Source organism: Thermoanaerobaculia bacterium (genome assembly GCA_035717485.1).
In the GTDB taxonomy this organism is placed as follows: Bacteria; Acidobacteriota; Thermoanaerobaculia; order UBA5066; family DATFVB01; genus DATFVB01.
In genome coordinates, this window is record DASTIQ010000094.1 from 1 (window position 1) to 23,510 (window position 23,510).

General features: G+C 69.2%; 22 protein-coding genes. 17 read left to right on the plus strand and 5 right to left on the minus strand.

Features of this window, described 5'->3' with window-relative positions; translation table 11 throughout:
* The 5 genes from pyrR to VFS34_05020 form a co-directional block, all read left to right on the plus strand.
* Window positions 1-434 (plus strand): bifunctional pyr operon transcriptional regulator/uracil phosphoribosyltransferase PyrR (pyrR, locus tag VFS34_05000; GenBank protein HET9793800.1); only part of this gene is annotated, 434 nt, incomplete at its 5' end.
* Window positions 431-1,387 (plus strand): aspartate carbamoyltransferase catalytic subunit, encoded by a 957-nt coding sequence (locus VFS34_05005; GenBank protein HET9793801.1) that lies wholly within the window; start codon window positions 431-433, stop codon window positions 1,385-1,387. The genes pyrR and VFS34_05005, both read left to right, overlap by 4 nt.
* Complete coding sequence (locus VFS34_05010) at window positions 1,384-2,670, plus strand: dihydroorotase (GenBank protein ID HET9793802.1); 1,287 nt, start codon at window positions 1,384-1,386, stop codon at window positions 2,668-2,670. The genes VFS34_05005 and VFS34_05010 overlap by 4 nt, the downstream gene beginning before the upstream one ends.
* A complete protein-coding gene (locus VFS34_05015) occupies window positions 2,667-3,053 on the plus strand; it encodes a response regulator (GenBank protein HET9793803.1) in 387 nt (128 codons plus the stop codon). The genes VFS34_05010 and VFS34_05015 overlap by 4 nt, the downstream gene beginning before the upstream one ends.
* A complete protein-coding gene (locus VFS34_05020; GenBank protein ID HET9793804.1) occupies window positions 3,050-4,732 on the plus strand; it encodes a hypothetical protein in 1,683 nt (560 codons plus the stop codon). The genes VFS34_05015 and VFS34_05020 overlap by 4 nt, the downstream gene beginning before the upstream one ends.
* Before the next feature lie 46 nt (window positions 4,733-4,778).
* On the opposite strand, the gene VFS34_05025 is transcribed toward VFS34_05020, so the two are convergent.
* Entirely contained in the window at window positions 4,779-5,057 is a 279-nt protein-coding gene (locus tag VFS34_05025; GenBank protein HET9793805.1) for a hypothetical protein, read from the minus strand.
* Window positions 5,058-5,119: 62 nt separating this feature from the next.
* On the opposite strand from VFS34_05025, the gene VFS34_05030 reads away from it, so the two are divergent.
* Complete coding sequence (locus VFS34_05030) at window positions 5,120-5,899, plus strand: inositol monophosphatase family protein (protein ID HET9793806.1); 780 nt, start codon at window positions 5,120-5,122, stop codon at window positions 5,897-5,899.
* A 19-nt stretch (window positions 5,900-5,918) separates the two neighbouring features.
* On the opposite strand, the gene VFS34_05035 is transcribed toward VFS34_05030, so the two are convergent.
* The 3 genes from VFS34_05035 to VFS34_05045 are packed head-to-tail and all read right to left on the minus strand — an operon-like array spanning window position 5,919 to window position 8,484.
* Complete coding sequence (locus VFS34_05035; GenBank protein ID HET9793807.1) at window positions 5,919-6,743, minus strand: universal stress protein; 825 nt, start codon at window positions 6,741-6,743, stop codon at window positions 5,919-5,921.
* 17 nt (window positions 6,744-6,760) lie between these two features.
* The gene (gene amrB / locus VFS34_05040; GenBank protein HET9793808.1) at window positions 6,761-7,570 is read right to left on the minus strand and encodes an AmmeMemoRadiSam system protein B; all 810 of its coding nucleotides are present in this window, start codon (window positions 7,568-7,570) and stop codon (window positions 6,761-6,763) included.
* A 59-nt stretch (window positions 7,571-7,629) separates the two neighbouring features.
* On the minus strand, window positions 7,630-8,484 hold the full coding sequence (locus VFS34_05045; protein HET9793809.1) for an Ig-like domain-containing protein: 855 nt from the start codon (window positions 8,482-8,484) through the stop codon (window positions 7,630-7,632).
* A 45-nt stretch (window positions 8,485-8,529) separates the two neighbouring features.
* On the opposite strand from VFS34_05045, the gene VFS34_05050 reads away from it, so the two are divergent.
* From VFS34_05050 to VFS34_05060, 3 genes are all read left to right on the plus strand, one after another.
* Complete coding sequence (locus VFS34_05050; GenBank protein HET9793810.1) at window positions 8,530-10,131, plus strand: hypothetical protein; 1,602 nt, start codon at window positions 8,530-8,532, stop codon at window positions 10,129-10,131.
* Between the two features lie 7 nt (window positions 10,132-10,138).
* Complete coding sequence (locus VFS34_05055; GenBank protein HET9793811.1) at window positions 10,139-10,924, plus strand: purine-nucleoside phosphorylase; 786 nt, start codon at window positions 10,139-10,141, stop codon at window positions 10,922-10,924.
* A 163-nt stretch (window positions 10,925-11,087) separates the two neighbouring features.
* Complete coding sequence (locus VFS34_05060) at window positions 11,088-12,218, plus strand: DGQHR domain-containing protein (protein HET9793812.1); 1,131 nt, start codon at window positions 11,088-11,090, stop codon at window positions 12,216-12,218.
* 208 nt (window positions 12,219-12,426) lie between these two features.
* On the opposite strand, the gene VFS34_05065 is transcribed toward VFS34_05060, so the two are convergent.
* Window positions 12,427-13,710, minus strand: a complete 1,284-nt coding sequence (locus VFS34_05065; GenBank protein ID HET9793813.1) for a Glu/Leu/Phe/Val dehydrogenase — start codon at window positions 13,708-13,710, stop codon at window positions 12,427-12,429.
* 172 nt (window positions 13,711-13,882) lie between these two features.
* Here VFS34_05065 and VFS34_05070 point away from each other — a divergent pair, with 172 nt between their 5' ends.
* The 8 genes from VFS34_05070 to VFS34_05105 all read left to right on the plus strand — a co-directional run bounded on the left by VFS34_05070 (window position 13,883) and on the right by VFS34_05105 (window position 23,367).
* Complete coding sequence (locus VFS34_05070) at window positions 13,883-14,464, plus strand: sigma-70 family RNA polymerase sigma factor (GenBank protein ID HET9793814.1); 582 nt, start codon at window positions 13,883-13,885, stop codon at window positions 14,462-14,464.
* Complete coding sequence (locus VFS34_05075) at window positions 14,461-15,003, plus strand: hypothetical protein (GenBank protein ID HET9793815.1); 543 nt, start codon at window positions 14,461-14,463, stop codon at window positions 15,001-15,003. Before VFS34_05070 ends, VFS34_05075 begins: the two co-directional genes overlap by 4 nt.
* Entirely contained in the window at window positions 15,000-15,908 is a 909-nt protein-coding gene (locus VFS34_05080; protein HET9793816.1) for a hypothetical protein, read from the plus strand. The genes VFS34_05075 and VFS34_05080 overlap by 4 nt, the downstream gene beginning before the upstream one ends.
* A gap of 100 nt (window positions 15,909-16,008) precedes the next feature.
* Entirely contained in the window at window positions 16,009-16,863 is an 855-nt protein-coding gene (locus tag VFS34_05085; protein HET9793817.1) for a 3-hydroxybutyryl-CoA dehydrogenase, read from the plus strand.
* Between the two features lie 37 nt (window positions 16,864-16,900).
* The gene (locus VFS34_05090) at window positions 16,901-18,739 is read left to right on the plus strand and encodes a tetratricopeptide repeat protein (protein HET9793818.1); all 1,839 of its coding nucleotides are present in this window, start codon (window positions 16,901-16,903) and stop codon (window positions 18,737-18,739) included.
* Between the two features lie 202 nt (window positions 18,740-18,941).
* Entirely contained in the window at window positions 18,942-20,657 is a 1,716-nt protein-coding gene (locus tag VFS34_05095; protein HET9793819.1) for a proline--tRNA ligase, read from the plus strand.
* Complete coding sequence (locus tag VFS34_05100) at window positions 20,654-22,927, plus strand: NADP-dependent malic enzyme (protein ID HET9793820.1); 2,274 nt, start codon at window positions 20,654-20,656, stop codon at window positions 22,925-22,927. Before VFS34_05095 ends, VFS34_05100 begins: the two co-directional genes overlap by 4 nt.
* Window positions 22,924-23,367 (plus strand): LEA type 2 family protein, encoded by a 444-nt coding sequence (locus VFS34_05105; protein ID HET9793821.1) that lies wholly within the window; start codon window positions 22,924-22,926, stop codon window positions 23,365-23,367. The genes VFS34_05100 and VFS34_05105 overlap by 4 nt, the downstream gene beginning before the upstream one ends.
* The last annotated feature ends 143 nt before the right edge of the window (window positions 23,368-23,510 follow it).

Consider the following 23,510-nt stretch of genomic DNA (forward strand, 5'->3'; position numbering starts at 1 on the left):
TGATCGGGATCCGGACGCGCGGCGTCCCGCTCGCCGAGCGCCTCGCGCGCACGCTCGAGAAGAACGAGGGGATCCGGCCCGCGACGGGATCGCTCGACATCACGCTGTATCGCGACGACCTCTCGACGGTCGGCGCCCAGCCCCTCCTCCGGAAGACGGAGCTCACCTTCGACATCAAGCCTCGCGTCGTCATCCTCTGCGACGACGTGCTCTACACCGGACGCACGATCCGCGCGGCGCTCGACGGCCTGAGCGACTACGGCCGCGCGAAGGCGATCCGCCTGGCCGTGCTGATCGACCGCGGCCACCGCGAGCTGCCGATCGAGGCGAACTACGTCGGAAAACGGGTTCCCACCTCGTCGCGGGAACACATCCAGGTCCACTTCCAGGAGACCGACGGCATCGACGAAACCTGGATCATGGAGCGCGGGTGACGAAAGCGGGCCTCCGGTCGAAGGACCTGCTCGGGATCGAGCCGCTCGATCCCGAGGAGATCGGGTTGATCCTCGACACCGCCGAGTCGATGGCGGAGATCGGCCGGCGCGAGATCAAGAAGGTTCCGGCTCTCCGCGGGCGGATGGTCGTGAACCTGTTCTTCGAGGCCTCGACCCGCACCCGCTTCTCGTTCGAAACGGCGGAGAAGTGGCTGTCGGCCGACACCCTGAACTTCGCCGCGAAGGGAACGTCCGTCGAGAAGGGGGAGACGCTCCTCGACACCGCGAAGAACCTCGAGGCGATGTCCCCCGACTTCCTCGTCATCCGGCATTCCTCCCCGGGAGTCCCGCATTTCCTCGCGAGCCAGCTGAAGACGCGGGTGATCAACGCCGGAGACGGCGCGCACGAGCATCCCACGCAGGCGCTCCTCGACGCCCTGACGATCCGCCAGCGGAAGAAGAGCTTCGAGAACCTCAAGGTGGCGATCGTCGGAGACATCGCGCACTCGCGCGTCGTGCGGTCCAACGTCTGGTGCCTCACGAAGCTCAAGGCGAAGGTCACCCTCTGCGCCCCGCCGACGCTGATGCCGGTCGACATCGAATCGATGGGGGTCTCGGCGACGTCCGATTTCGAGGAGGCGCTCTCCGGGGCCGACGTCGTGATGATGCTCCGCGTCCAGATCGAGCGCGGCGGAAAGATGGCGTTTCCCTCCTCCCGCGAGTACTTCGCGAGATACGGCCTCACGCGCGAGCGCCTCGCGCTCGCCCGCCCCGACGCGATCGTGATGCATCCCGGACCGATGAACCGGGGCGTCGAGATCTCCTCCGAGATCGCCGACGACGCCGACCGCTCGGTGATCCTGTCGCAGGTCGCCAACGGCGTCGCGGTGCGGATGGCGGTCCTCTACCTCCTCGCCGGCGGGACGCCGCGGGCCTGGCAGGAGGGCGCGTGACCCGCCTCCTGCTGCGCGGCGGCCGCGTGGTGGATCCGGCCGCGCGGCGCGACGGCATCGCCGATCTCCTCGTCGAGAACGGCCGGTTGTCGCGGATCGGGGAGAGACTCGACGCCGCGAGCGCGGACGTCGTGGACGCCTCCGGGAAACTCGTGTTCCCGGGTTTCATCGATCTCCACGTCCACCTCAGGGAACCCGGCTTCGAGTACAAGGAATCGATCCTCTCGGGCGCGCAGGCCGCCGCCGCCGGCGGGTTTTCCGCGGTGTGCGCGATGGCGAACACCGACCCGGTGAACGACCATCGCACGGTGACGCGCTGGATCGCCGACCGGGCGCGGGAGGCCGGCTTCTCGCGCGTCTACCCGATCGGGGCGATCACGAAAGGAATGCGCGGCGAGGAACTCTCGGAATTCGGCGAAATGAAGGAGGCGGGAGCGGTCGCCGTCTCCGACGACGGCCGCTGGGTCGCGAACGGCTCCGTCATGCGGCGCGCGCTCGAGTACGCGACGCTCTTCGATCTCCCCGTCGCGACCCACGCCGAAGACGAGTCCCTTTCGGGGCGCGGGGCGATGAACGAAGGACGGGTCTCGACCCGGCTCGGCCTCTCGGCGCAGCCGGCGGAGGCCGAATCGATCGCCGTCGCGCGCGACCTCACGCTCTGCGAGCTCGCCGGGGGGCGCCTCCACGTCTGCCACGTCTCGACCGCGCGGTCGGTCGCGCTGATCCGGGAGGCGAAGGCGCGGGGCGTCCGGGTCACGTGCGAGGTCACGCCCCACCACCTCTTTCTGACGGACGAGGAGGTCGCGCGCTCGGGATTCTCGACCGCGACCAAGGTGAACCCGCCTCTCCGCGGAGAGCGGGACGTGGCGGCCCTCCACGAAGCGCTCCTCGACGGGACGATCGACGCGCTCGCGACCGACCACGCGCCGCACCATGCCGACGAGAAAGCCGTCGACTACGAGTCCGCGCCGTTCGGGCTGGTCGGACTCGAGACGGCGGCGTCGCTCTTCCACGACCGCCTGGTGCGCACGGGACGCGTTCCCGTCGCCCGGATGGTCGAGCTCTTCTCCGGCGGCCCGGCGCGGGCGTTCTCGCTTCCCGGCGGCGGTCTCGTCGAGGGGAAGGACGCCGATTTCACCGTGTTCGATCCGGCCGCCGAAGTCGAGGTCGATCCGCGGGCGTTCCGCTCCCGCGCGCGGAACACGCCGTTCGCCGGAGCGCGGCTCACCGGCGCCGTCGCGGCGACCTACGTCGCCGGAAGAGAGGTCTACCGGAGACCGTGAAACCACGGCCGAAACGAATCGTGATCGTCGACGATTCCGACGCGGCCTGCGCCATGTTCCGGGACATCCTGACGGAACGCTACGGCACGGGGGTCTCCGTCGAGACGTACGTCACTCCGTTGAACGCCCTCGCGAAGGTGGACGGCACGATCGATCTGCTCGTGGTCGATCTCGAGATGCCGCACGTCGACGGGAAGAAATTCCTCGAGTACGCGATCGAGCGCGGCGTCGCGCGGTCGAGGGTGATCGTCACGTCGGGACGCGACGCGGACGAGCTGCACACGATCTTTCCGGCCGGCGCATGCCTCGCGGTGATGAACAAGACGGAGCCGAAGCAGCGCGAGGCGTTCACGATGATCCTCGACTCGATCGTGAAACGATGAGCCGGAGCCGGCCGTTTGTCGTCTTCCTCGCGGCGGCCGCGGCGTCGTTCCCGGTCGCCGGCGGAGATCCTTCGACCGGCGCGGCCCCCCGGCGGGCGGAAGTCCGCCGCGCCGAATGGGCGCGCCGGATGGAGGACCTGTCTCCCGCTTCGGGAGCCGCCGCTCTTCCCGTCGAGATCCGCGTCGCTCCGTCGGCCGAAGCGCAGGCGGCGGACGACGGCGACACCGCGTTCGCGACCTATGCGATCCGCCATCACCGCGTCGAGGTGCACGTCGCCGCCGACGCCCCCGAGCGCGTCGATCTCGTCTCTCCCGCGCTCGCCTCCGCGCGCTTCCTCGCCGCTCACCCGGAGGCCGCGCGTCGGCCGGTTCTCCTGGCGGGATACGGCGCGTTCCGCGCCGGGACCTGGTGGGGTCGCCCGGCGGCCGGCTGGGCGGCGATGCTCCGCGCGGCCGGGGCGCTCCCGGACGCCACCGACCTGTGCCGGGAAGGGGGAATCGCGGCGACGCCTTCGATGCTCGCGGTCGGCGCCGCGGCCGCCGCCGTCGACGCCTGGGCGCGCGCCGACGGAGAGGACGCGGTCGAGGATGCGCTCGCGGCCGGCGACGCTCCGGTCGCGCGGATCCGGGCGGCGCTCGCCGACGCGGCGGCGCGGCCGTTTTCCGCCCCTCGTCCGCGCCCGCTTCCGCGGGATCCGCTTCGCGGCGTCACCTTCGCGATGGAGAACTCCGTTGCGGGCTCCTATCTCTCGCGGCGCTCGTCGGCGACGCTCGGACGGCTGCGGAGCGACGGCGCGAACGCGGTCGCGGTGATCCCGTACGCCTTCCAGCGCGGCGCCGACGCGCCCGAGCTGCGTTTCCCCGGCCGGAATCCCCGCGGCGAGACGGACGAGGGCGTCCTTCGCGCGATCGAGAACGCCCGCGCCCGCGGGATGGCGTCGCTCGTGAAGCCGCAGATCTGGCTCTGGCGGGGCTTCACCGGCGACATCGCGATGCGGTCCGACGCGGACTGGAAGGAGTGGTTCCGGCAGTACCGGGCCTACCTGGTCCGCTATGCCGTCGTCGCGGAAGCCGCGGGCGCGGAGATGTTCGACGTCGGCGTCGAGCTCTGCGCGACCGAGCGCCGGGAGCGCGAATGGCGCGAGACGATCCGGGCCGTCCGCGCCGCGACGGGGGCTCCGCTCGTCTATTCCTGCAACTGGGGGAAAGGCGTGGACGCCGTCCCGTTCTGGGACGCGCTCGACGCGATCGGCGTGGATTTCTACGATCCGCTCTCCGCGGCCGGCAACCCGACCGACGCCGAGCTCGCGGCGGGCGCGCGGGGGGCGGCGCGGCCGCTCGCCGCCGCGTCCGCGCGGTTCGGAAAGCCGGTGTACCTGACGGAAGTCGGATTCCCGTCGGTCGCGGGGGCATGGCTCGCGCCGAACGACGAGGAGTCTCCGCGTCCCTTCTCGGCGAAGGATCCGGCCCGCTGCGCGCGGGCGGTGTTCGCGGCGCTCGCCGGCGAGAGCTGGTGTCGGGGGATGTTCTGGTGGAAGGCGTTCTCCGACGGCCACGAGGCCGAAACGGGGCGCAAGAGCTTCAACGTCCTCGGCCGCCCGATCGAGGCGGCGATCCGAGAGGGATTTCGAAAGATGGGGCAGACGCGGATTCCGGACGGATCGACGCGTCCGGACTGATCGGCGCCGGCGGACGATCGACGGACGGCGTCGATACGCCCGGGCTCTAGTTGATGGTTTTCGGGTCGGGCGGAAACCGCTCTTCGAGGACCCGCACGAGCTTCGGGCGGACGAGCAGCTCGAACTGGTCGTGGCTTCCCGGAAAGAGCCCCTCGACGGCGCTCTCGGCGCGGGCGATCAGCTCGAGACCCTTCTCGAGCGTCAACGACGGCTCCTGCGAGAGGACGCTCGCGGTGAGGTCGACGATCAGCCGCAGGCGTCGGAGCCGTTTCTGCTCGTCGAGGAGGGCGGCGGCGTCGTGGACGGGAGTGGGTTCGCTCGCCACGGGAGAATGATCGCACGTCGGGCGCGATTTTTGAAGCCGGGGTTCGCGTATATTCGGATCCGGTGATCGATGCGGCGGTCGAGGCGGCCCGGCGGGGCGGAGAGATCCTCCTCTCCTGGTGGCGCAAGCTTCCGGCGGGATCCGTCGAAGAGAAGGCGCAGAACGACTTCGTGTCGAGGGCGGATCGCGAGAGCGAGGCGGCGATCGTCGAGACGCTGCTCTCCCGCCATCCCTCCGACGGGATCCTCGGCGAGGAAGGCGCGAGCCGGACCGGGACGAGCGGGCGGGAATGGATCATCGATCCGCTCGACGGGACGTCGAACTTCATCGCGGGGTTTCCTTTCTGGTGCGTGTCGATCGCGGCGCGGGAGAACGGGAGCGTCGTCGCGGGGGTCGTCTGGGATCCTCTCCGGCAGGAAATGTACGCCGCCCAGCGCGGTGCCGGCGCCTTCCGGAACGGAGAACGCATGCGGGTGTCGGCGCGGCCGTCCGCGCGGGGCGCGTTTCTCGCGACCGGATTTCCGTTCCGCGCCCACGAGAAGATCGACCGGTACCTCGCGATCTTTCGCGCGCTGTTCCTCGAGGCCCGGGCGATTCGACGCGCGGGGAGCGCGGCGCTCGACCTCGCCCAGGTCGCGGCCGGAGTCTTCGACGGCTTCTTCGAATTCCGGCTGTCGCCCTGGGACATCGCGGCGGGCGCGGTGCTGATCGAGGAGGCGGGAGGCGCGCTCCGCGATTTCGAGGGAGGCGCCCGCTACCTGGAGACCGGCGACGTGATCGCCGGCTCGGCGGGGGTCGTGGACCGCATCCTGGAGATCGTGCGCGTCGAGACCGGTTCCTGATCCCGGGAAAGCCCGCCGTTCAGGGGACGCAGAGGACGGAAGCGGTCGTCCGCCGCAGGACCCTCTCGGTCGTCGATCCGAGCACCATCTCGACGATCCGCCCGTGGCCGTGCGATCCGATGGCGATCAGGTCGTTTCCGGGTATGCGCGAGAGGAGAACATCCTCCGGGTGGCCCTCGGCGGCGATGAATTCGAAGCGGATGGCGAAGGCCTCGAGCGCCCGCGCCGCGGCGGTCCGCCGGGCCTCGGAATCTTCCGCCGACCCGGCGCTGACGACGTCGAGAGGAAGGTTCAGCGCGGCGCAGATCTCGCCGGCCGCGCGGAGAGCGCGCGTGGCGCGCTCGGACCCGTCGAACCCCGCGACGGGCCGGCGCAGCGGGGCCGCGTCCGAGGGGGAGAGGAGCGCCGGCGCCGCGAGACGGCGCAGCAGGGCGTCGGCATGGCTCCCGAGACCCTTTCCCCGGCCGGCGCCGGTGCCGTGGAGGCCGAGGAAGACCAGGTCCGCCTGGGCGGCGGCGCGGGCGAGCTCGGAGACCACGAGTCCCTCGACCATCGTTCCCGACCCCCGGACGCCCGCAGCGTCGCACTTGGCCTCGAAATCCGAAACGATCGCCTGGCCGACCGCGCGGAGCGCCGTCCGAAGCTCGCCGGAGAGATTGAGGAACGGCTGGAAACCGACGGAGCCGGAGAGATCGGCGATGAAGCTCGCCTCGAGCTGGGCGGTGTCGAGCACGTGGATGCCGGCGAGCGACGCTCCGAGCGGGGGCGCGAGCTGGAAAGCCCGCCGGAGCGCGGCATCGGATCCGGGGGAGCCGTCCAGGGCGATCAGGAAACGGCGCGTCATCGGCTCATGTTACCGCGTCAACCGACGATGATCCCGGCGTAGCCGACGACGGAGTCCGTGTCGCCGGTCCGGTCGCCGCTGTCGGCGCGCGCCACGATCTCGGCCCGGGAGACGCCCCGGCGCCGCGCGGCGACGAGGAGCGCGGTCGCGGGCAGGAATCCGCACATCGAGATTTCGTGCTCGACGACCGCGGCGAAGAGTCCATCCGGATCGATCCGCTCGATCGCCGCGAAGGCGAACGCGTTCTTCGCGTCGCCCGTCTTCCGCGACTCGTAGTGGTTCATGTCCGACGAAGCGAGAAGGAGGATCGGTTCCGCGGCTTCCGCGGCGGCATCGGCGCAGGCCTCTCCGATTTCGTGGCAGAGCGCGAGGGAGGGCGCCCCGATGCAGATCGGGACGATCGTCGCGCCCGGCGACCAGACCTGGAGGAACGGCAGCTGGACCTCGAGAGAGTGCTCGCGCCGGTGGGCCATGCTCTCGCGCTCCAGGTGCGGGCACGCGTCGAGGAGCCGCGCCGCGAGCGGCTCGTCGATCTCCACGTCGCCGAGAGGAGTCGTCCAGCGGTCGTGGTCGTCGATCGAAGCCGGGGGACCGAGTCCGGTGTGATTGGGCCCGAGGAGGACGATCCGGCGGGCCGGCTGGAGCCGCGCGTACACGGCGCCGGCGACCGCGCCGGAGTAGATGTAGCCGGCGTGCGGGACGACGGCGCCGAACGCCGGACGCGGCGCCGTCGGCTTCCCGAGACATTCCCGCACGTCGGCGGAGAGGGCCCCGGGGTCCCGGGGGTAGAACGCTCCGGCGACGGCGGGCGGGCGCGGGCTCCGCATGACGGGAGCTTAGCATCCGGATTCGGGAGGATGTTCGATGCGATCGGCGGATCGGCGGGTCAGTCGACGAGAACGGTGGCCTGGGCCCTTCGATCTCCGACCGCGGCGGTCACCACGGCCGTCCCCGGCTTGAGGCCCGTGATCGTGCCGTCGCCGAGCACCCGAACGATCTCGGGGGCGCTCGCCGCGAGCTGGGCGCCCGCGTCGGCGATCGGAAGGCCGTTCTCGTCGTACGCCGTCACGGAGAGCTTCTGGCTTTCGCCGACGCGGAGAATCGCCGTCTCCGGGCGCAATTCGATCCGGGACACGTTCCGCACGTCGATCTGGATCTCCGATTCGGCGACGAGATCCCCGACGCGCGCCGTGACGATCGTCTTGCCGGTGGCCCGCGATTCGACGGTGCCGTCGCGCCGGACGGAAGCGACCTTCGGGTCGGTGACGATCCAGGCGACGGCCGGGATCGTGGCGGGCTTGTTCGCCGAGTTCTTTCCGGTCACCTCGAGCTTCGAGACGGTTCCCGCCGGCCCGACCAGCCTCAGGAGCGCCGGGGCGAGCTCGATCTTCGACAGGTCGACGACCTCGACGGCGACCGACGCGGAGAGGTTTCCCGCGGAAACCGTGACGGTCGCCTTCCCCGGGCGCTTCGGCTCCACGTGTCCCGAGCCGGAAACCTGGACGATCGTGGTATCGGAACTCGTCCATTTGAGCGGCGGCATTTCGGAGACCGACGTCCCCTTCGAATCGACGGCGCGGACCGCGATCTCCTTCGACTGCTCGGTGCCGTAGATCGTGAGCCGCCGCGGATTGGCCTCGAGCGAAACGGCCTTCGGCCGGCAGGCGGCGAGCAGGAGAACGGCGAGGACGGCGGCCGCGAGCCGAAAACGTCCCGACGGGGAGGGCGCCTTGCGAGTCATGCGCGGCGGACGATAACACGACGCCTGCACGATTAGAATGACCGTGTGTGGAACGCGATCCTCTGGGCCGCCGTGCTGCGGATCGCGGCCCCCGACGCGTCCGTCGTGCGCGTGGGCACCATCCGGATCGAGAGCAACGACGTCTTCTCGGCCGACGAGGCGTCGAAAGGCTGGGTGTATCGCGCCGCCAACGCGATCCACATCGAAACCCGCCAGAGCTTCCTCCGCGAGCAGCTCCTGTTCCGGGAAGGCGATCCCCTCGACATCGCTCTCCTCGCGGAGACGGAGCGCAACCTCCGCGCTCTTCCGTTCATCAAGACCGCCTCGGTCACGGCTTCCGCTCCGCACGACGGGGTGAGCGACGTGCTCGTCGTGACGCAGGACGCCTGGACGACCGAGCCGGGGGGTTCGTTCGGCTCCAAGGGAGGCCGCACGACGTACAGCTTCGAGCTCACCGAGACGGATCTCCTCGGACGCGGCCAGCTGCTGTCGCTCGCCTACGCGAAGGAGACCGAGCGCACGACCCGGTCGATCCTCTTCCAGGATCCGTATCTGTTCCGGCCGTTCTGGAAAGGGCGGATCTTCCTGGCCGACAATTCGGACGGGAGGCAGCGGGAGTTCGAGCTCGCGCGGCCGTTCTACTCGTTCTCCGCCCCCTGGAGCGCGGATGCGCTGGTGTCCCGGCTCGAACAGGAGGACAAGCTCTACGCCAACGGCGAGACCGCGACCGTGTTTCGCCAGACCCACCAGGAGCTCCTCGCCTCGTACGGCCGGGCCCTGCAGTCGAGCGAGCTCGAGGCCAACCGCCTGACCGGGGGGATCGATTTCCTCGAGGACTCGTTTTCCCCGATTCCCGAGCAGCCCCAGGCCGTTCCGGCTCCCCGGAAGTTCCGGTACCTGTTCGCGACCTTCGAGCACGTGGAGAACGCCTTCGAGACGCTGAACTACGTGAACCGGGACTCGCGCTACGAAGACTTCAATCTCGGGTCGCGCATCTTCGCGCGCGCCGCCTTTTCCCCCGCCGCGTTCGGCGCGCCCGCCAACAGCGCGGCGGGCGCGCTGGAATGGTCCGGAGGGGTCCTGTTCAGCGACGACGCGTTCGCGCAGGCCGACGTCTTCGTGGAGAGCCGGTTCGACGGCGGCCCCCAGGACACGATCCTCTCCACGTTCGCGGGGTACGTCCGCCGATTCCGGCTGACGCGGATCCCCCAGACTTTCGTCGCGCGCGTGCAGTTCGACCGCGGATGGCGGCTCGACCCGGAGATCCAGTTCGAGGCGTCCGGCGCGACCGGACTCCGCGGCTACCGCCTGCACGCGATGACGGGCGACAAGCGACTGCTCGTCAACGTGGAGCAGCGGTTCTTCTCGGAGCGCGAGTACCTGCAGCTCTTTTCTCCCGGCGCGGTGGTCTTCGTCGACGCGGGGACGGCGGTTCCGCGCCAGACGTCTCTGACGTTCTCCCAGATCAAGGCCGACGCCGGGATCGGCCTCCGGATCGCGATCGCGCGCGCCGGAGGAAACAACATCCTCCGGATCGACGTCGCGTATCCCTTTCAGAGGGACGCGCAGGGTCGGAAGGGCCTCCTCGTGTCCTTCTCCTCCTCCCAAGCCTTCACGTTTCACCGCACGAGCGCGAGCGGGGAATGAGACCGGCATGAACCGTGGCTCGCTCGGCGGCGCGCGGGTCGCCGTCGTCCTCGGGTCCGGCGGGGGCGCCTTCGCCGAGCGCCTCGAGAGCGCGCGGCGGACGCCGTTCGCGGCCCTGCGCGGTTTCGCGGTTCCGTCGGTTCCCGGGCATGCGGGGGAGCTCCTCGTGGGGCGGCTCGGAGGAGCGGCGTTGGCCGTCCTTTCGGGCCGCGTCCACGCCTACGAGGGTCACCCGCTGGAGCGCGTCGTCTATCCGGTGCGGGCGCTCGCGCGCGCGGGAATCCGGGCCGTCATCCTGACCAACGCCGCCGGCGCGATCCGGCGATCGTGGAAGCCCGGAGACCTCATGATCGTCGCCGATCATCTCAACGCGATCGGAGATCCGCTCGCGGGACGGAAGCCGCGCGGCCGGTTCCTCGACATGACCGGGGCATATGATCCGGCGTTCCGCCGGGCGGCCCGGGCGTCGGCCCGGCGTCTGGGAATGCCGGTCCGGGAAGGCGTCTACGCGGCCGTGACGGGGCCTTCCTACGAAACGCCGGCGGAGATCCGGATGTGGCGAGTCCTCGGCGCCGACGCGATCGGGATGTCCACCGTGCCCGAGGTGATCGCGCTGAGGCAGGCGGGGGTTCGCGTGCTCGCGATCTCCCTGATCTCGAACATGGCGTCCGGCCTCGGAGCGAATTCGCCGGACCACACCGCCGTGCTCGCCGAAGGGGCGAAGGCCGCCGCCCGATTCGGCGACCTTCTGGAGGACCTCCTTCCTCGCGTGGACCGGCTCGTCCGAGGGTAACACCCCGCCAAATTGGCATTTCGCATCGGACTCGAGCTTTCCGGCGGGGTGGTCCCCCGCGGGGAGTCCCTCGGATTGCCGTTTTTCACACCTAAACTCTTGTTTTTCATTTCTTTCGGCGGTTCCGGCCGATATAATTCCGGCAGTCGAAAATGGAGGTGGAATGAGCTCTCTGGCCGCGCTCCGGCTGAATCAATTCGGAGTTCGTTTCTACGAAGTTCTCCTTTCCGGTGTCGACGTCCAGAAAATCGTCCATTTCGAGGTGCTGAACTACAGCGCCAACGATCGTCCGACGCTCGGGGGCGCGCGCCGAAAGGCGAAAGGTCTCGTCAACTGGGAATTCCTCGAAAAGAAGATCTCCGCGTCGGGCGAAGCGTTCCAGCGGCCGATCATCGAGCGAAAGATCAACGAGCTCGTCAACTACTACCTGCAGTGCGCCGAATCGGGAACGCTCCCCGCGATCCCGGGGAGCGTGCTGCTCGTCTCGGACCGTCGCCTGGATTTCACGCCGACCCGCGACAACGCCGACTTGGGCACGGTGAAGCTCCCCGAGCAGCCCGGAACCATGCGGGCGCTCGACGGGCAGCACCGGCTGCTCGCCCTCCACCAGCTCGCCGAAAAGCACAACCTGACGGACTTCCAGGTTCCCGCGGTCGTCTTCGATTCGTTGACGGCGGACCAGGTCGTCGAGCTCTTCGTGACGATCAACAGCAAACATACGAAATTGAACCCCTCGCACCTGATCTCTCTCGCCGGGCGACGCCTGTATCGCGACGAAAACCTCGCCTCGGCGCACGACGTGATCCGGGGACTCAACGAGGACGAGCACTCGCCGCTGCACGGGCAGATCAAGGTCCTCGGCGTGGGGAAGGGGACGGTGACCCAGGCGTCCCTCGCCGACGAGCTTCGCGACGTGTTTTCGGCGATGGCGGCGGCGGGACCGCGGACGTCGAAGGAGTTCCGCGAGAACGCGAAGCGGTTCTTCCTCAACTACTTCAAGGCGATCGAGAAAGTCTTCCCGAAAGCATTCGCGTCGCGGAAGTATTCGATCAAGACCGGCATCGCGCTGCGCGCGTTCCTCCGCGTGTCGCCGCACGTGATCGCGATGATCCGGCACCGCGGCGGCGATCTCTGGTCCGCGGGCGAGCTGCACGCCGCGCTCCTCCCGTGGGCGGAGTCGATCGGAGACGCACGCTTCGAGACCGAGGCGATGTGGAAACAGCGTTCGACGGGCGGGACGCGGTCGACGGTGGAAGTGCTGGTCAAGGAGCTCAAGCAGGGCCTTCTCGTGTAGCCGGCGCGGCGATGCATCGAGCCGGGCGGCTCGCGTCCCGCCGGGCTCGCGCCTCCGCCCGGTCGCCCTCCGCAGTCGTGAATCGTCCGGTGTCCCCGGGGGAGCGGAGTCACCCGCGAGCGGGTCGTGCCGCCACGGTCGAGTCGCTCGTTCGACGAGCCGCCCGGCCGCCACGCGCTACCGTTCCCCGAGCAAGCTCCCGCGACGGTCAGGCGTAGAGGCCGCGCACCATCGTGTCGTGCGCGACGCGTGAGATGCCGAGCATGTACGCGGCGATCCGGTAGCTGACCTCGTACTTCTTCGCCATCTCGACGACGTCGTTGAACGACTGGACCATGATGTCCTCCAGCCGTTCGTTGACCTCCGCCTCGCGCCAGAAGAAACCGGCGCGGTCCTGCACCCATTCGAAATAGGAGACCGTCACGCCCCCGGCGTTGGCGAGGATGTCGGGAACGACGACGATCCCGCGGTCCCGGAAGACGTGGTCGGCCTTCTGCGTCGTCGGACCGTTGGCTCCTTCGACGATGATGCGCGCATGCACCTTTCCGGCGTTGTGGCCGCGGAGCTGGTTCTCGTTGGCCGCCGGCACGAGGATGTCGCACGGGTGCTCGAGGAGCTGCTCGTTGGTGATCGTGTCCGCGCCCGCGAATCCTTCGAACGAGCGCTTCTTGCCGTAGTGCTCGAGAACGGCCGGGATGTCGAGCCCGCCGTCGTTGACGATTCCGCCGCGGATGTCCGAGACGGCGACGACCTTCGCTCCCGCCGCATGGCACATCTTGGCGGTGATCGAGCCGACGTTTCCGAATCCCTGGACGGCGACCCGCGATCCGGCGAGCTCGAACCCGTTGGCGCGCGCCGCCTCGCGCGCGATGATCATGAGACCGCGCCCGGTCGCCTCGACGCGTCCGCGAGACCCGCCGATCGTCAGCGGCTTTCCGGTCACGACGGACGTGACCGTGTGCCGCATGTGCATCGAGTAGGTGTCCATGATCCACGCCATCGTCTGCGGCGTCGTCCCCATGTCGGGGGCGGGGACGTCGCGCTCCGGGCCGATCAGGTCGAGGATCTCGGCCGTATACCGGCGGGTGATTCGCTCGAGCTCCGACGTCGAGAGCGAAGGCGGGTCACAGATCACGCCGCCCTTGGCGCCCCCGAACGGGATGTTGACGACGGCGCACTTCCAGGTCATCCACGCCGCGAGGGCCCGGACTTCGTCGAGCGTCACGTTCTTGTCGAACCGGATCCCCCCCTTGCCGGGGCCGCGGGCGATGTTGTGGAGCACCCGATAGCCGACGAAGACCTCGATGCGTCCGTCGTCCATCGAGACCGGAATCGAGACCTTCGTCTCGCGGACCGGTTCCCGGAGGACCTTGTAGAGGCCGGGATCGAGGGAGAGCTTCTGGGCCGCGACGTCGAACCGCGACATCATCTCTTCGAACGGGTTGTCGGAATCGACGCCCTGGGGGCGGGTGATGATCGTCGTCTTGTTCATCAGGTCGGAGACATCCGCCCGCGCGGCATCTCCGTCGATCATCGGCATGTTGCCGCTGCTTTCCATTTTTGTCACGGAATCTCCTTCTTGGTAGGCTCGAATTCTATCGAAATCGACCGGGGCGGCAAGGAAAACCCCGGAGGCTTTCCTTCGTAATAGGAGAGGGTGGGGAGTGGACGACGCGCTCTCGGATGAAGAGATCGTCGCGCGGGTCGTCCGCGGCGAGGGAGACCTCTTTCCCTTGCTCGTCCGCCGCTACCAGTCCCGGCTCGTCGCCCATCTGGCGCGGGTGGTCGGCAGCCGCGAGGAAGCGCTCGACCTGTCCCAGGAGATCTTCTTGAAGGTTTTCCAGGCCCTCCCGCGGTACAACGCGGAATACAAGTTTTCCACGTGGATCTTCCGGATCGCGTCGAACGCCGGAATCGATTTCCTCCGGAAACGGCGGATCCGCACGGTCTCGATGGACGCGCCCCCGCCCGGCGACGGGGAGGAAAACGCCGCTCCGCGGGAATTCCCCTCCGCCGGCCTCGACCCGTACGGGGAGCTCCGGAACGAGGAGCGGAGGGCGAAAATCGGGCGCGAGATCGCGGCTCTCCCCCCCGAATTCCGCGAATTGATCGCTTTGCGCCATTTCGCGGGCCTTTCCTACGAAGAGATCGCCGACGCCAAGAAAATGCCGCTCGGGACCGTGAAAAATAAACTTTTTCGCGCCCGGGCCGTTTTAAAGACCAGGTTGGCAGGAGAGCTGATTTGAACTGCACGCGGCCGCTCGACGCCCTCGACCTCGAAGCGCTGGCTTCGGGGGAGGCGCCGATTCTCGTCCCGGATGCGAGGGAGCACGTCCAGTCGTGTCCCGACTGCGGACGGCGGCTCGACGCGTTCCGGGCTCTCGGAGAATGGCTCTCGGACGTCTCGATTCCGCCGGTTCCGGAAGGCTTCGTCGAGCGGATCGACCGCCTGCGGGGCTTCTCCGCGGCCGAGGCGCGGTCCTGGCGGGTCTGGCGCGTTCCCGCGCTCGCTTCGGCCGGCCTCCTCGCCGGGTCGGCCGTGCTCCTCTCCCTCCCGGCCTTTTCCGCCGGCGAGCAGGCGGGCTTCCTCGGAACGCTCGCGCTCGAATGGAAGTCCCTGCTCCTCTGGCCCGTGTCGCTCCTCCGTTCCCTTCCGGCGGCGGTGGCGGCATTCTCGGACGTGCTCCTGCGCGATCGCGGATTCGCGGCGCTCTCGATCCTGTTGATGCTTCCCGCCGGCTTCGGGGTGACCCGCCTCTGGGCGCGGCACGCGATCCGAAAGTGATCCCGCCCGCCACGCGCGGAAGCTCCGCGGGGCGACGCCGGCGCCGGGCGGCGGGAGCGGCGCTCGCGGGTCTCTTCGTCGCGGCCGCGTCGGTGCGCGGCGAGTCCGTGACCTCCGTTCGAACCCCCCTCGTCCTTTCCTCGCCCGTCGCGGGGCGCGTGTCGTCGATCGGCGGGGACGTCACGATCCGTGCCCGCGTGTCGGGGGACGTGGTCGTGTGGGGAGCCGACGTCCGCATCGAGCGGGGTGGAAGCGTCGAGGGCGACGTCGTCGACTTCGGAGGACGCGTCGTCGCCCCGACCGGGGCGATCGGCGGGCGCGTGCTGACCCCGGGATCGCTCGCCGCCCTCTACCTCGCCGAAGCCCGCAGCGCGCCCTGGTCCCCCGAGAACCCCGCTTCGGGACGCGGAGACGTCTCGTGGCGCACGTTCGCGGGGCTGCGGCTTTTCCTCCTCGCGGTCTGGATGGTCGCCTCTTCGCTCGTCCTTCGCTTCCGGGGATCGGGCGTCGCGCGGGCGTCGGTGGCCCTCGAGGAGAATCCCGCTCTCGCCGCCGCCTCGGGCGTCATCGGGATCGTCTTTCTGTTCCTCGCCGGCGTGGCCGCGTTCACGGCATTTCCCTCGGCGATCCGCGTTCCCGCGGCCGCGGCGATCCTGGCGGCCGCGTTCGGGTCGAAGCTCTTCGGGATGACCGCCCTCTTTCTCTTCATCGGACAGAAGCTCGGCGGGAAGATCGCGCCGGCCGCGCGTCCGGGCGCGCTGGCGCTCGGGCTCGCGATCTGCGGAGCGGTCTCGCTCGTGCCGATCGCGGGGCCGATCCTCTGGAGCGCCGCCTCCATTCTCGCGGTGGGCGCGGCGATCTTCACGCGCCTGGGATCTCCCCGCTTCCGCGTCTCGGCCGCCTAGACAATCGCGTCGCGCGTCGAAAGTCACGAGTCGAAAGTCGGGGCTCGCGACTCGGGGCTCGCGACTCTCGCAAAAGCGGCGTACTGATAGAGTCCGCGGCATGGAAATTCGCACGATCGGGGTGGTCGGATCGGGCCAGATGGGGAGCGGCATCGCGCACGTGGCGGCGGCCTCCGGGGCTTCGGTCGTCCTCGCCGACGCCGCGCCCGAGATCGTCGCGCGCGCTCGCGGAGCGATCGCGAAGAATCTCGATCGCGAGGTCGCGAAGGGGAAGCGGACGGCCGAGGAGCGGGACGCCGCGCTCTCCCGGATCGTCGAAACGACGGACTTCTCCGCGTTCGGCGCGGCGGACCTCGTCATCGAGGCGGTCACCGAGAACGAAGCGGTCAAGCGGGACGTTCTCCGCCGGGTCGACGAGATCCTCCCCGGGGAATCGATCCTCGCGACCAACACCTCCTCGATCTCGATCACGAAGCTCGCCGCGGCGACGTCGCGGCCGGACCGCTTCATCGGCATGCACTTCATGAACCCCGTGCCGTTGATGGCTCTCGTCGAGGTGATCCGGGGCATCGCGACCTCCGACGACACCGCGCACACCGTCCGGGCGCTCGCCGAGCGCATGGGGAAGACGCCGATCTTCTGCAACGACTATCCGGGATTCGTGTCGAACCGCGTGCTGATGCCGATGATCAACGAGGCGATCTACGCCGTCTACGAGGGAGTGGCGGACCGGGACGCGGTCGACGGGATCATGAAGCTCGGCATGAACCACCCGATGGGACCGCTGACGCTCGCCGACTTCATCGGCCTCGACACCTGCCTCGCGATCCTGCGCGTCCTGCACGATGGCCTCGGCGATCCGAAGTACCGCCCCTGCCCGCTGCTGGTGAAGATGGTCGACGCGGGGTGGCTGGGACGGAAGTCCGGGCGCGGCTTCTACGAATACGGGAAATGACGCGGGGGATCGACCTCCGCGCGGAGCGCGGCTGAGCATGCTCTGCCAGACCTGCGGCACCTTCAACGCCGACGCCGCCGCGGAATACTGCGCGCGCTGCAAGGGGAAGCTCCTCGTCGTCTCCGGGCCGCGCCCGGCGGAGGAAGACGAGCCCGGGGGACCGGAGGACGTCGGCCTCGACGAGCACCTCCTCGAGCGGATTTCGGCTCTCGAGGAGGTCGTCCGGCGCGAAGGGGAGATGCTCCGGACCCTGTTCGAGTCGCTCCAGCGGCTCGAGAAGAGCGTCTCCCTCGCGCAGAGCGGGATCCTCGCGCTGCAGGAGACGCTCGAGCAGCGCGGCGTGCTCTCTCCCGGCGAAACGACCGACCGCTGGCAGGCGCGCTCCGAGAAGAGGCTGCACGCCGTCGAAACGAAGGACCGCCTGCTCGACCGCCGCGACCGGATCCTCGCCGGGTTCGCCGGCGCCGACCACGAGGCCTTCTTCCAGAAGCTGCGCGAGGCCGAGATCGCCATCGTCTCGCTCGACGCCGACCGCGGGCTGCGGCAGCTCGAGGAGGCTTTTCGCCTCGACCGCGGCAACGCCGATCTCGGCTTCTTCCTCGCGGAAACGTATTTCGCGGCCGGAGATCTCGACCGGGCCTCGCAGTTCCTGAAAAAGATCCTCGCCGCCAATCCCAACCACCACGATTCGCTCCTCTACTCGGGCATCGTCGCGTCGGAATCGGGAGACGCGAAGTCCGCGGAGACGTACCTCCGGCGGGCGATCGAGATGAAACCGGAGGGCTTCCTCTCGCATTTCGCGCTCGGCGGGCTGCTCGCCCGCCAGGCGCGATTCGAGGAGGCGCAGCGCGAGCTCCTCACGGCCCGCGACATCGCTCCGCTCACGGCGACCCGGATCCTCCTGGGTCAGGTGCAGCGCGAGCTCGGCGAGACCGGCCGGGCGATCGAGGAGTTCGAGGCGGCCGTCAAGGAGGACCCGCGATCCGAGGAGGGCCACTTCCAGCTCGGGCTCGCCTACCTCGAGAAGAACCGTCCCGGGCGGGCGCTCAAGGAGTTCCAGAGCAGTCTCGAGATCAACCCCCGCCGGCTCGAGGTGCAGGAAGCCGTTCGTCTCCTCGAGAAGGAGCGCTGGACGGGACTCCCCGGCGTCGAAGGGCCGGCCGCGGAGGACTTCCGCCGCGCGGAGGAATACGTCGCCGACGGACGCCTGCGCCAGGCCCTCGACCTGTATCGCCACGCGCTCGAGAAGGAGCCGGAGAACGGGACGGTCCGGATCTCGTTCGCTCTCCTCTGCGCCTCGCTCGGCCTCTCGGCGGAAGCGATCGCCGCGTGCCGGAAGATCCTTTCCGGGAAATCGGAGGAGATGGTCGCGACGGCCGCCTGCTCGACTCTCGCGGAGGTGCTCCGCGCCGAAGGGCAGGGGAGGGAAGCGGCCCGCGTCGTCGAGGAGTTCCTCGCGAAATACGACTCGCCGGCCGCCCGCACGATCGGGTTCTACGAGCTCGCGTCGAGCCTCGCCGACTCGGAGGAGAACCTGAACGAGGCGCTCGACCTCGCGTCGCGCTCGCTCGAAGCGGCGCCCGACGAGCTCAAGCCCTTCTCCCTCGCGGCGATGGGATGGGTCTATTACAAGAAGAAGGACTACGACAGCGCGATCAAGTTCCTCAAGCGCTCGTCGGAGAGCTCGCCCACGCCCTCGACGCTCCACCGGCTCGGCCTCGCGCTGCTCGCCTCGGGCCAGGCGGAGGAGGCGAAGGCCGCCTTCCGGAGAGCGAAAACGGTCGCCTCGCGCGGGGCCCGGCTCGAAGAGAAGATCCTGGAGCAGGTGCGGATGAACCGGCGGCTCATCGAAATGGCCTCTCCGCGCCGCAAATAGACGCGGCGATACATCGAGCCGGGCGGGCGCGTGCAACCCGCCCGCGGCCGCGACGTACGCCCCGGTACGCCTTGGCCGCGGGCCGGGATGCCCGCATCCCGCCGGGCTCGCGTCTCGCCACGTCTCGATGTCTTACGGCCACCGCGACCCGGCCGGGCCATTCGCATCAGGGACGTCTCGACTCATCTGGTAAGCTCCGAAAATGCGCTGGACGCACTATTTTTTGAACACCTTGCGGGAGACGCCCGCGGACGCGGACGCCGTCTCGCACCGCCTCATGATGCGGGCGGGGATGATCCAGAAGGTCGCGGCGGGGATCTACACCTATCTCCCGCTCGGTCTCCGCGCGGTCCAGAAGCTCGAGACGATCGTCCGCGAGGAGATGAACCGCGAGGGGGCGATCGAGCTCCTCATGCCCGCGATCTCGCCGGCCGAACTCTGGCAGGAGTCGGGTCGATGGCAGAAGTACGGCAAGGAGCTGCTTCGCCTCAAGGACCGCCACGACCGCGACTTCTGCTTCGGGCCGACGCACGAGGAGGTCGTGACGGACACGGTGCGGAAATCCGTCGTCTCGTACCGCCAGCTGCCGCTCAACCTCTACCAGATCCAGACGAAATTCCGGGACGAGATCCGCCCGCGGTTCGGCCTGATGCGCGGCCGCGAGTTCCTGATGAAGGACGCCTATTCCTTCGACGTCGACGACGCGGGCCTCGCGGAACAATACACGAGAATGATCCGTGCCTACTCCGCCGTCTTCACCCGCTGCAAGCTCGACTTCACGATGGTCGAGTCGGACGTCGGGGCGATCGGAGGGTCCTCCGCCCACGAGTTCATGGTTCTCGCCGAAACGGGCGAGGACGCGGTCGTGAAGTGCCCGACGGGAGACTACGGGGCGAACCTCGAGAAGGCCTCGACCGCCGAGCTCGAGGCGCCGGAGGCGGGGCCGCTCGAGCCGATGCGCGCCGTCGACACGCCGGGGGCGAAGACGATCGAGCAGATCGCCGCGTTCCTGAACCGTCCCGCGTCCCGGACGATCAAGACCCTGATCTTCGAGACCGACCGGGAGTTCGTGGCCGCCGTCGTGCGCGGCGATCTCGACGTCCACGAGGTGAAGCTGAAGAACCACCTCGGCGCCGAGCACCTGCAGCTCGCGAGCGAGGGAAAGATCGAGCAGGTCACGGGGGGGCCGTCGGGATTTTCCGGGCCCGTCGGCCTCACGGGCGCCCGGGTCGTCGTCGACCGCTCCGTGGCGCGGCTCGTCAACGTCGTGGCGGGCGCGAACCAGGCCGACCGTCACCTCGTGAACGTCAACCCCGGCCGCGACTTCGACGTCAACGAACTCGCCGACATCGCCTCGGCGCGCGCCGGCGACCCGTGCCCGCGATGCGGATCTCCGCTCGAGGTCGCGCGCGGGATCGAGGTCGGGAACATCTTCAAGCTCGGGACGAAATACTCGATTCCGATGGACTGTTCGTTCCTGGACGAGAACGGCGAGAAGAAGCCGATGGTGATGGGGTGCTACGGCCTCGGGATCGGGCGCACGGTCGCGGCCGTCGTCGAGCAGAACCACGACGACGCGGGGATCGTCTGGCCCGCGCCCCTCGCGCCGTTCGACCTGCACCTCATCGCGATGAACGTCGGGGACGAGGAGAACCGCGCCGAGGCGGAGCGCGTCTACTCCGCCCTTCGGGAGAAGGGGATCGACGTGCTCTACGACGACCGGGACGAACGGCCGGGAGTGAAGTTCAAGGACGCGGACCTCCTCGGCTTCCCGCTCCGGGTGACCGTCGGCGGGCGCTCGCTCAAGGAGGGGAAGATCGAGCTCTCGCGTCGCAAGGATCGGGCGGCGGAGCCGGTCGCGAAGGAACAGATCGTCGAGGCGGCCGTCGGGGCCGTCCGACAGGCGCAGAAGGCATGAGAAAAATCAGCAGACAGGAAGCGCTCGACTACCACTCCCGGGGGCGGAAGGGGAAGATCGAGGTCGTCGCGACGAAGCCCTGCCGCACGCAGGAGGACCTCTCCGTCGCGCACACGCCCGGGGTCGCGGAGCCCTGCCTCGAGATCGAGAAGGACCCGCTCAAGGCGTACGAGTACACGGCGAAGGGGAACCTGGTCGCCGTCGTCTCGAACGGCACGGCGGTCCTCGGCCTCGGCAACATCGGACCCCTCGCCGGCAAGCCCGTGATGGAGGGGAAGGGAATCCTCTTCAAGCGGTTCGCCGACATCGACGTCTTCGACATCGAGCTCGACGCGCCGGGCGTCGACGACGTCGTCGACACCGTGCGGCGCCTCTCGCCGACGTTCGGCGGGATCAACCTCGAGGACATCAAGTCGCCGGAATGTTTCGAGATCGAGGAGCGGCTGAAGGCCGTGCTCGACATTCCCGTCTTCCACGACGACCAGCACGGGACCGCGATCATCTCCGCGGCCGCCTTCCTGAACGCCCTCGAGATCGCCGGGAAGAAGATCTCGGAAGTGAAGGTCGTCTTCGCGGGAGCGGGCGCCGCCGCGATCGCCTGCGCGAACCTCTACGTGTCCTACGGCGTGCGCCGGGAGAACCTGCGCCTGTGCGACCGGAACGGGGTCATCTACAAGGGGCGCAAGGAGGGGATGAACCCCTACAAGGAGAAATTCGCGGTCGAGACTCCGGAGCGGACGCTCGCCCAGGCGCTTCGCGGCGCCGACGCGTTCATCGGCGTCTCCTCGAAGAACATCGTCACCGGCGACATGCTGCGCGAGATGCGGGAGAGCCCGATCGTCTTCGCGATGGCGAACCCCGACCCGGAGATCACGCCGGAGGAGGCGATGATCGCGCGGCCCGACGTCATCATGGCGACGGGACGGAGCGACTACCCGAACCAGGTCAACAACGTCCTCGGCTTCCCCTACATCTTCCGCGGCGCGCTCGACGTCCGCGCCCGGGAGATCAACGAGCCGATGAAGCGGGCCGCGTCGGAAGCGCTCGCGGCGCTCGCGAAGGAGGACGTCCCCGACTCGGTGCTGAAAGCGTACAACCTCCCGGCGATGCGGTTCGGCCGCGATTACCTGATCCCCAAGCCGTTCGACTACCGCGTGCTCTACTGGGTCGCTCCCGCGGTCGCGAGAGCGGCCATGGAATCGGGCGTCGCCCGCGTCCAGATCGATCTGGAGGCCTATCGCCGGCGCCTCGAGGTGCTCCTCTCGCGGACACGCGAGGTGATGCGAACCGTCCGCGACAAGGCGCGCGCGAACCCGAAGAGGATCGTCTTTCCGGAAGGGGAGCATCCGAAGATCCTTCGCGCGGCGAAGATCCTCGCCGAGAGCGGCATCTGCCGGCCGGTGCTGATCGCCCGTCCCGAGCAGGTCGCCGGCCGGATGAAGGAATTCTCGATTCCCGCCGGCAAGATCGAGTTCGTCGACATCCCCCGGTTTCCTCGCCTCGAGGAATACGCGGACCGCCTCGCGGCGATCCGCCAGCGACGCGGCGTCACGCGGGAGGACGCCCGGCAGAAGGTGCTCCATCGGAACGTGTTCGGCGCGCTGATGGTCGAGATGGGAGAGGCGGACGGCCTGATCTCGGGGCTCACGATGACCTATTCGGAGACGATCCGTCCGGCCCTCCAGATCGTCGGCATCGAGCCGGGCGTCCGGAAGGTGTCCGGCCTCTACATCCTGATCCTGAAGGATCGCATCTTCCTGTTCGCGGACACGACGGTCAACATCGACCCGTCGTCCGAGGATCTGGCCGAGATCGCGCTCCTCTCCGCCGCGACGGCCGAGCGCTTCGGCTTCGAGCCGAGGGTCGCGATGATCTCTTTCTCGAACTTCGGCTCCAACCGGCACCCGAAAGCCGACCGCGTCCGGGACGCGGTCGCCCTCGTCCGGCAGCGGCGCCCGGACCTCCCGATCGACGGCGAGATGCAGGCGGACACCGCGGTCCTTCCGGACCTGATCGAGAACGAATATCCCTTCGCGACCGTGCGCAGGCCCAACGTCCTGATCTTTCCGGATCTCGAGTCGGCCAACGCCGCGTACAAGCTCGTCTGGCGGCTCGCCAACGCCGAGGCGATCGGCCCCGTGCTGATGGGGATGAACAAGCCGGTCCACGTCCTGCAGCGGGGCGTGGAGGTCACCGACATCGTCAACATGGCCGCGATCGCCGTCGTCGACGCGCAGCGGCACGAGGAGCGGCAGGGCCGCCTGTTGTGAGAGCGAGGAGCGCCGCCCCGTTCGCGACGGCGCTGGCCGCGGCCGCCTGCCTCTCGTTCCGTCCGCCGACGGTCGCGTTCGCCGGCGTCGCGGTGTCCGACGTGACCCGGGAGAAGGCGACCCTCGACGTGGACCTCGCGGTCGAGAACCCGAACGGCTACCGCCTCGGCGTCCGCCGGCTGACGTACCGGCTCTCGATCGGCGGGGAGCCGGCGGGCGAAGGATCCCTCGACTCCGCCGTCTCGGTTCCGGCCCACGGGTCCGCGACCGTCCGGCTTCCGCTCACCCTCGCGTGGGCGCCCCTCCGGTCGCGGGCGCTCGATCTCGCGCTCTCCGGAGGGATCGACTACGCCGTGGAAGGGGAAGTCGAGTTCACGACGCCGCTCGGATCGCGGACCCGGCCGTTCCGTCACGCGGACCGGGTGAATCTGTTCCGCTGACGCCCCTCTCCGCGAGGATCGGCGAAAGAATCCGCGCGATCTCGGCGGCGCCGTCCCCTTCGATCAGCGTGTCGTGCGTGCCCGGCACGACGTGGGTGCGGAGGCTCACCCCGGCGATCGCACGCCAGCCGTTGTCGGGATCG

Excerpts from the sequence above, each read along its gene's own strand:
- VFS34_05020 (HET9793804.1), top strand. The coding sequence starts at position 3,050 with ATGAGCCGGAGCCGGCCGTTTGTCGTCTTCCTCGCGGCGGCCGCGGCG.
- VFS34_05035 (HET9793807.1), bottom strand. The coding sequence starts at position 6,743 with ATGACGCGCCGTTTCCTGATCGCCCTGGACGGCTCCCCCGGATCCGAT.
- amrB (HET9793808.1), bottom strand. The coding sequence starts at position 7,570 with ATGCGGAGCCCGCGCCCGCCCGCCGTCGCCGGAGCGTTCTACCCCCGG.
- VFS34_05045 (HET9793809.1), bottom strand. The coding sequence starts at position 8,484 with ATGACTCGCAAGGCGCCCTCCCCGTCGGGACGTTTTCGGCTCGCGGCC.
- VFS34_05055 (HET9793811.1), top strand. The coding sequence starts at position 10,139 with ATGAACCGTGGCTCGCTCGGCGGCGCGCGGGTCGCCGTCGTCCTCGGG.
- VFS34_05060 (HET9793812.1), top strand. The coding sequence starts at position 11,088 with ATGAGCTCTCTGGCCGCGCTCCGGCTGAATCAATTCGGAGTTCGTTTC.
- VFS34_05065 (HET9793813.1), bottom strand. The coding sequence starts at position 13,710 with ATGAACAAGACGACGATCATCACCCGCCCCCAGGGCGTCGATTCCGAC.
- VFS34_05085 (HET9793817.1), top strand. The coding sequence starts at position 16,009 with ATGGAAATTCGCACGATCGGGGTGGTCGGATCGGGCCAGATGGGGAGC.
- VFS34_05090 (HET9793818.1), top strand. The coding sequence starts at position 16,901 with ATGCTCTGCCAGACCTGCGGCACCTTCAACGCCGACGCCGCCGCGGAA.
- VFS34_05095 (HET9793819.1), top strand. The coding sequence starts at position 18,942 with ATGCGCTGGACGCACTATTTTTTGAACACCTTGCGGGAGACGCCCGCG.
- VFS34_05100 (HET9793820.1), top strand. The coding sequence starts at position 20,654 with ATGAGAAAAATCAGCAGACAGGAAGCGCTCGACTACCACTCCCGGGGG.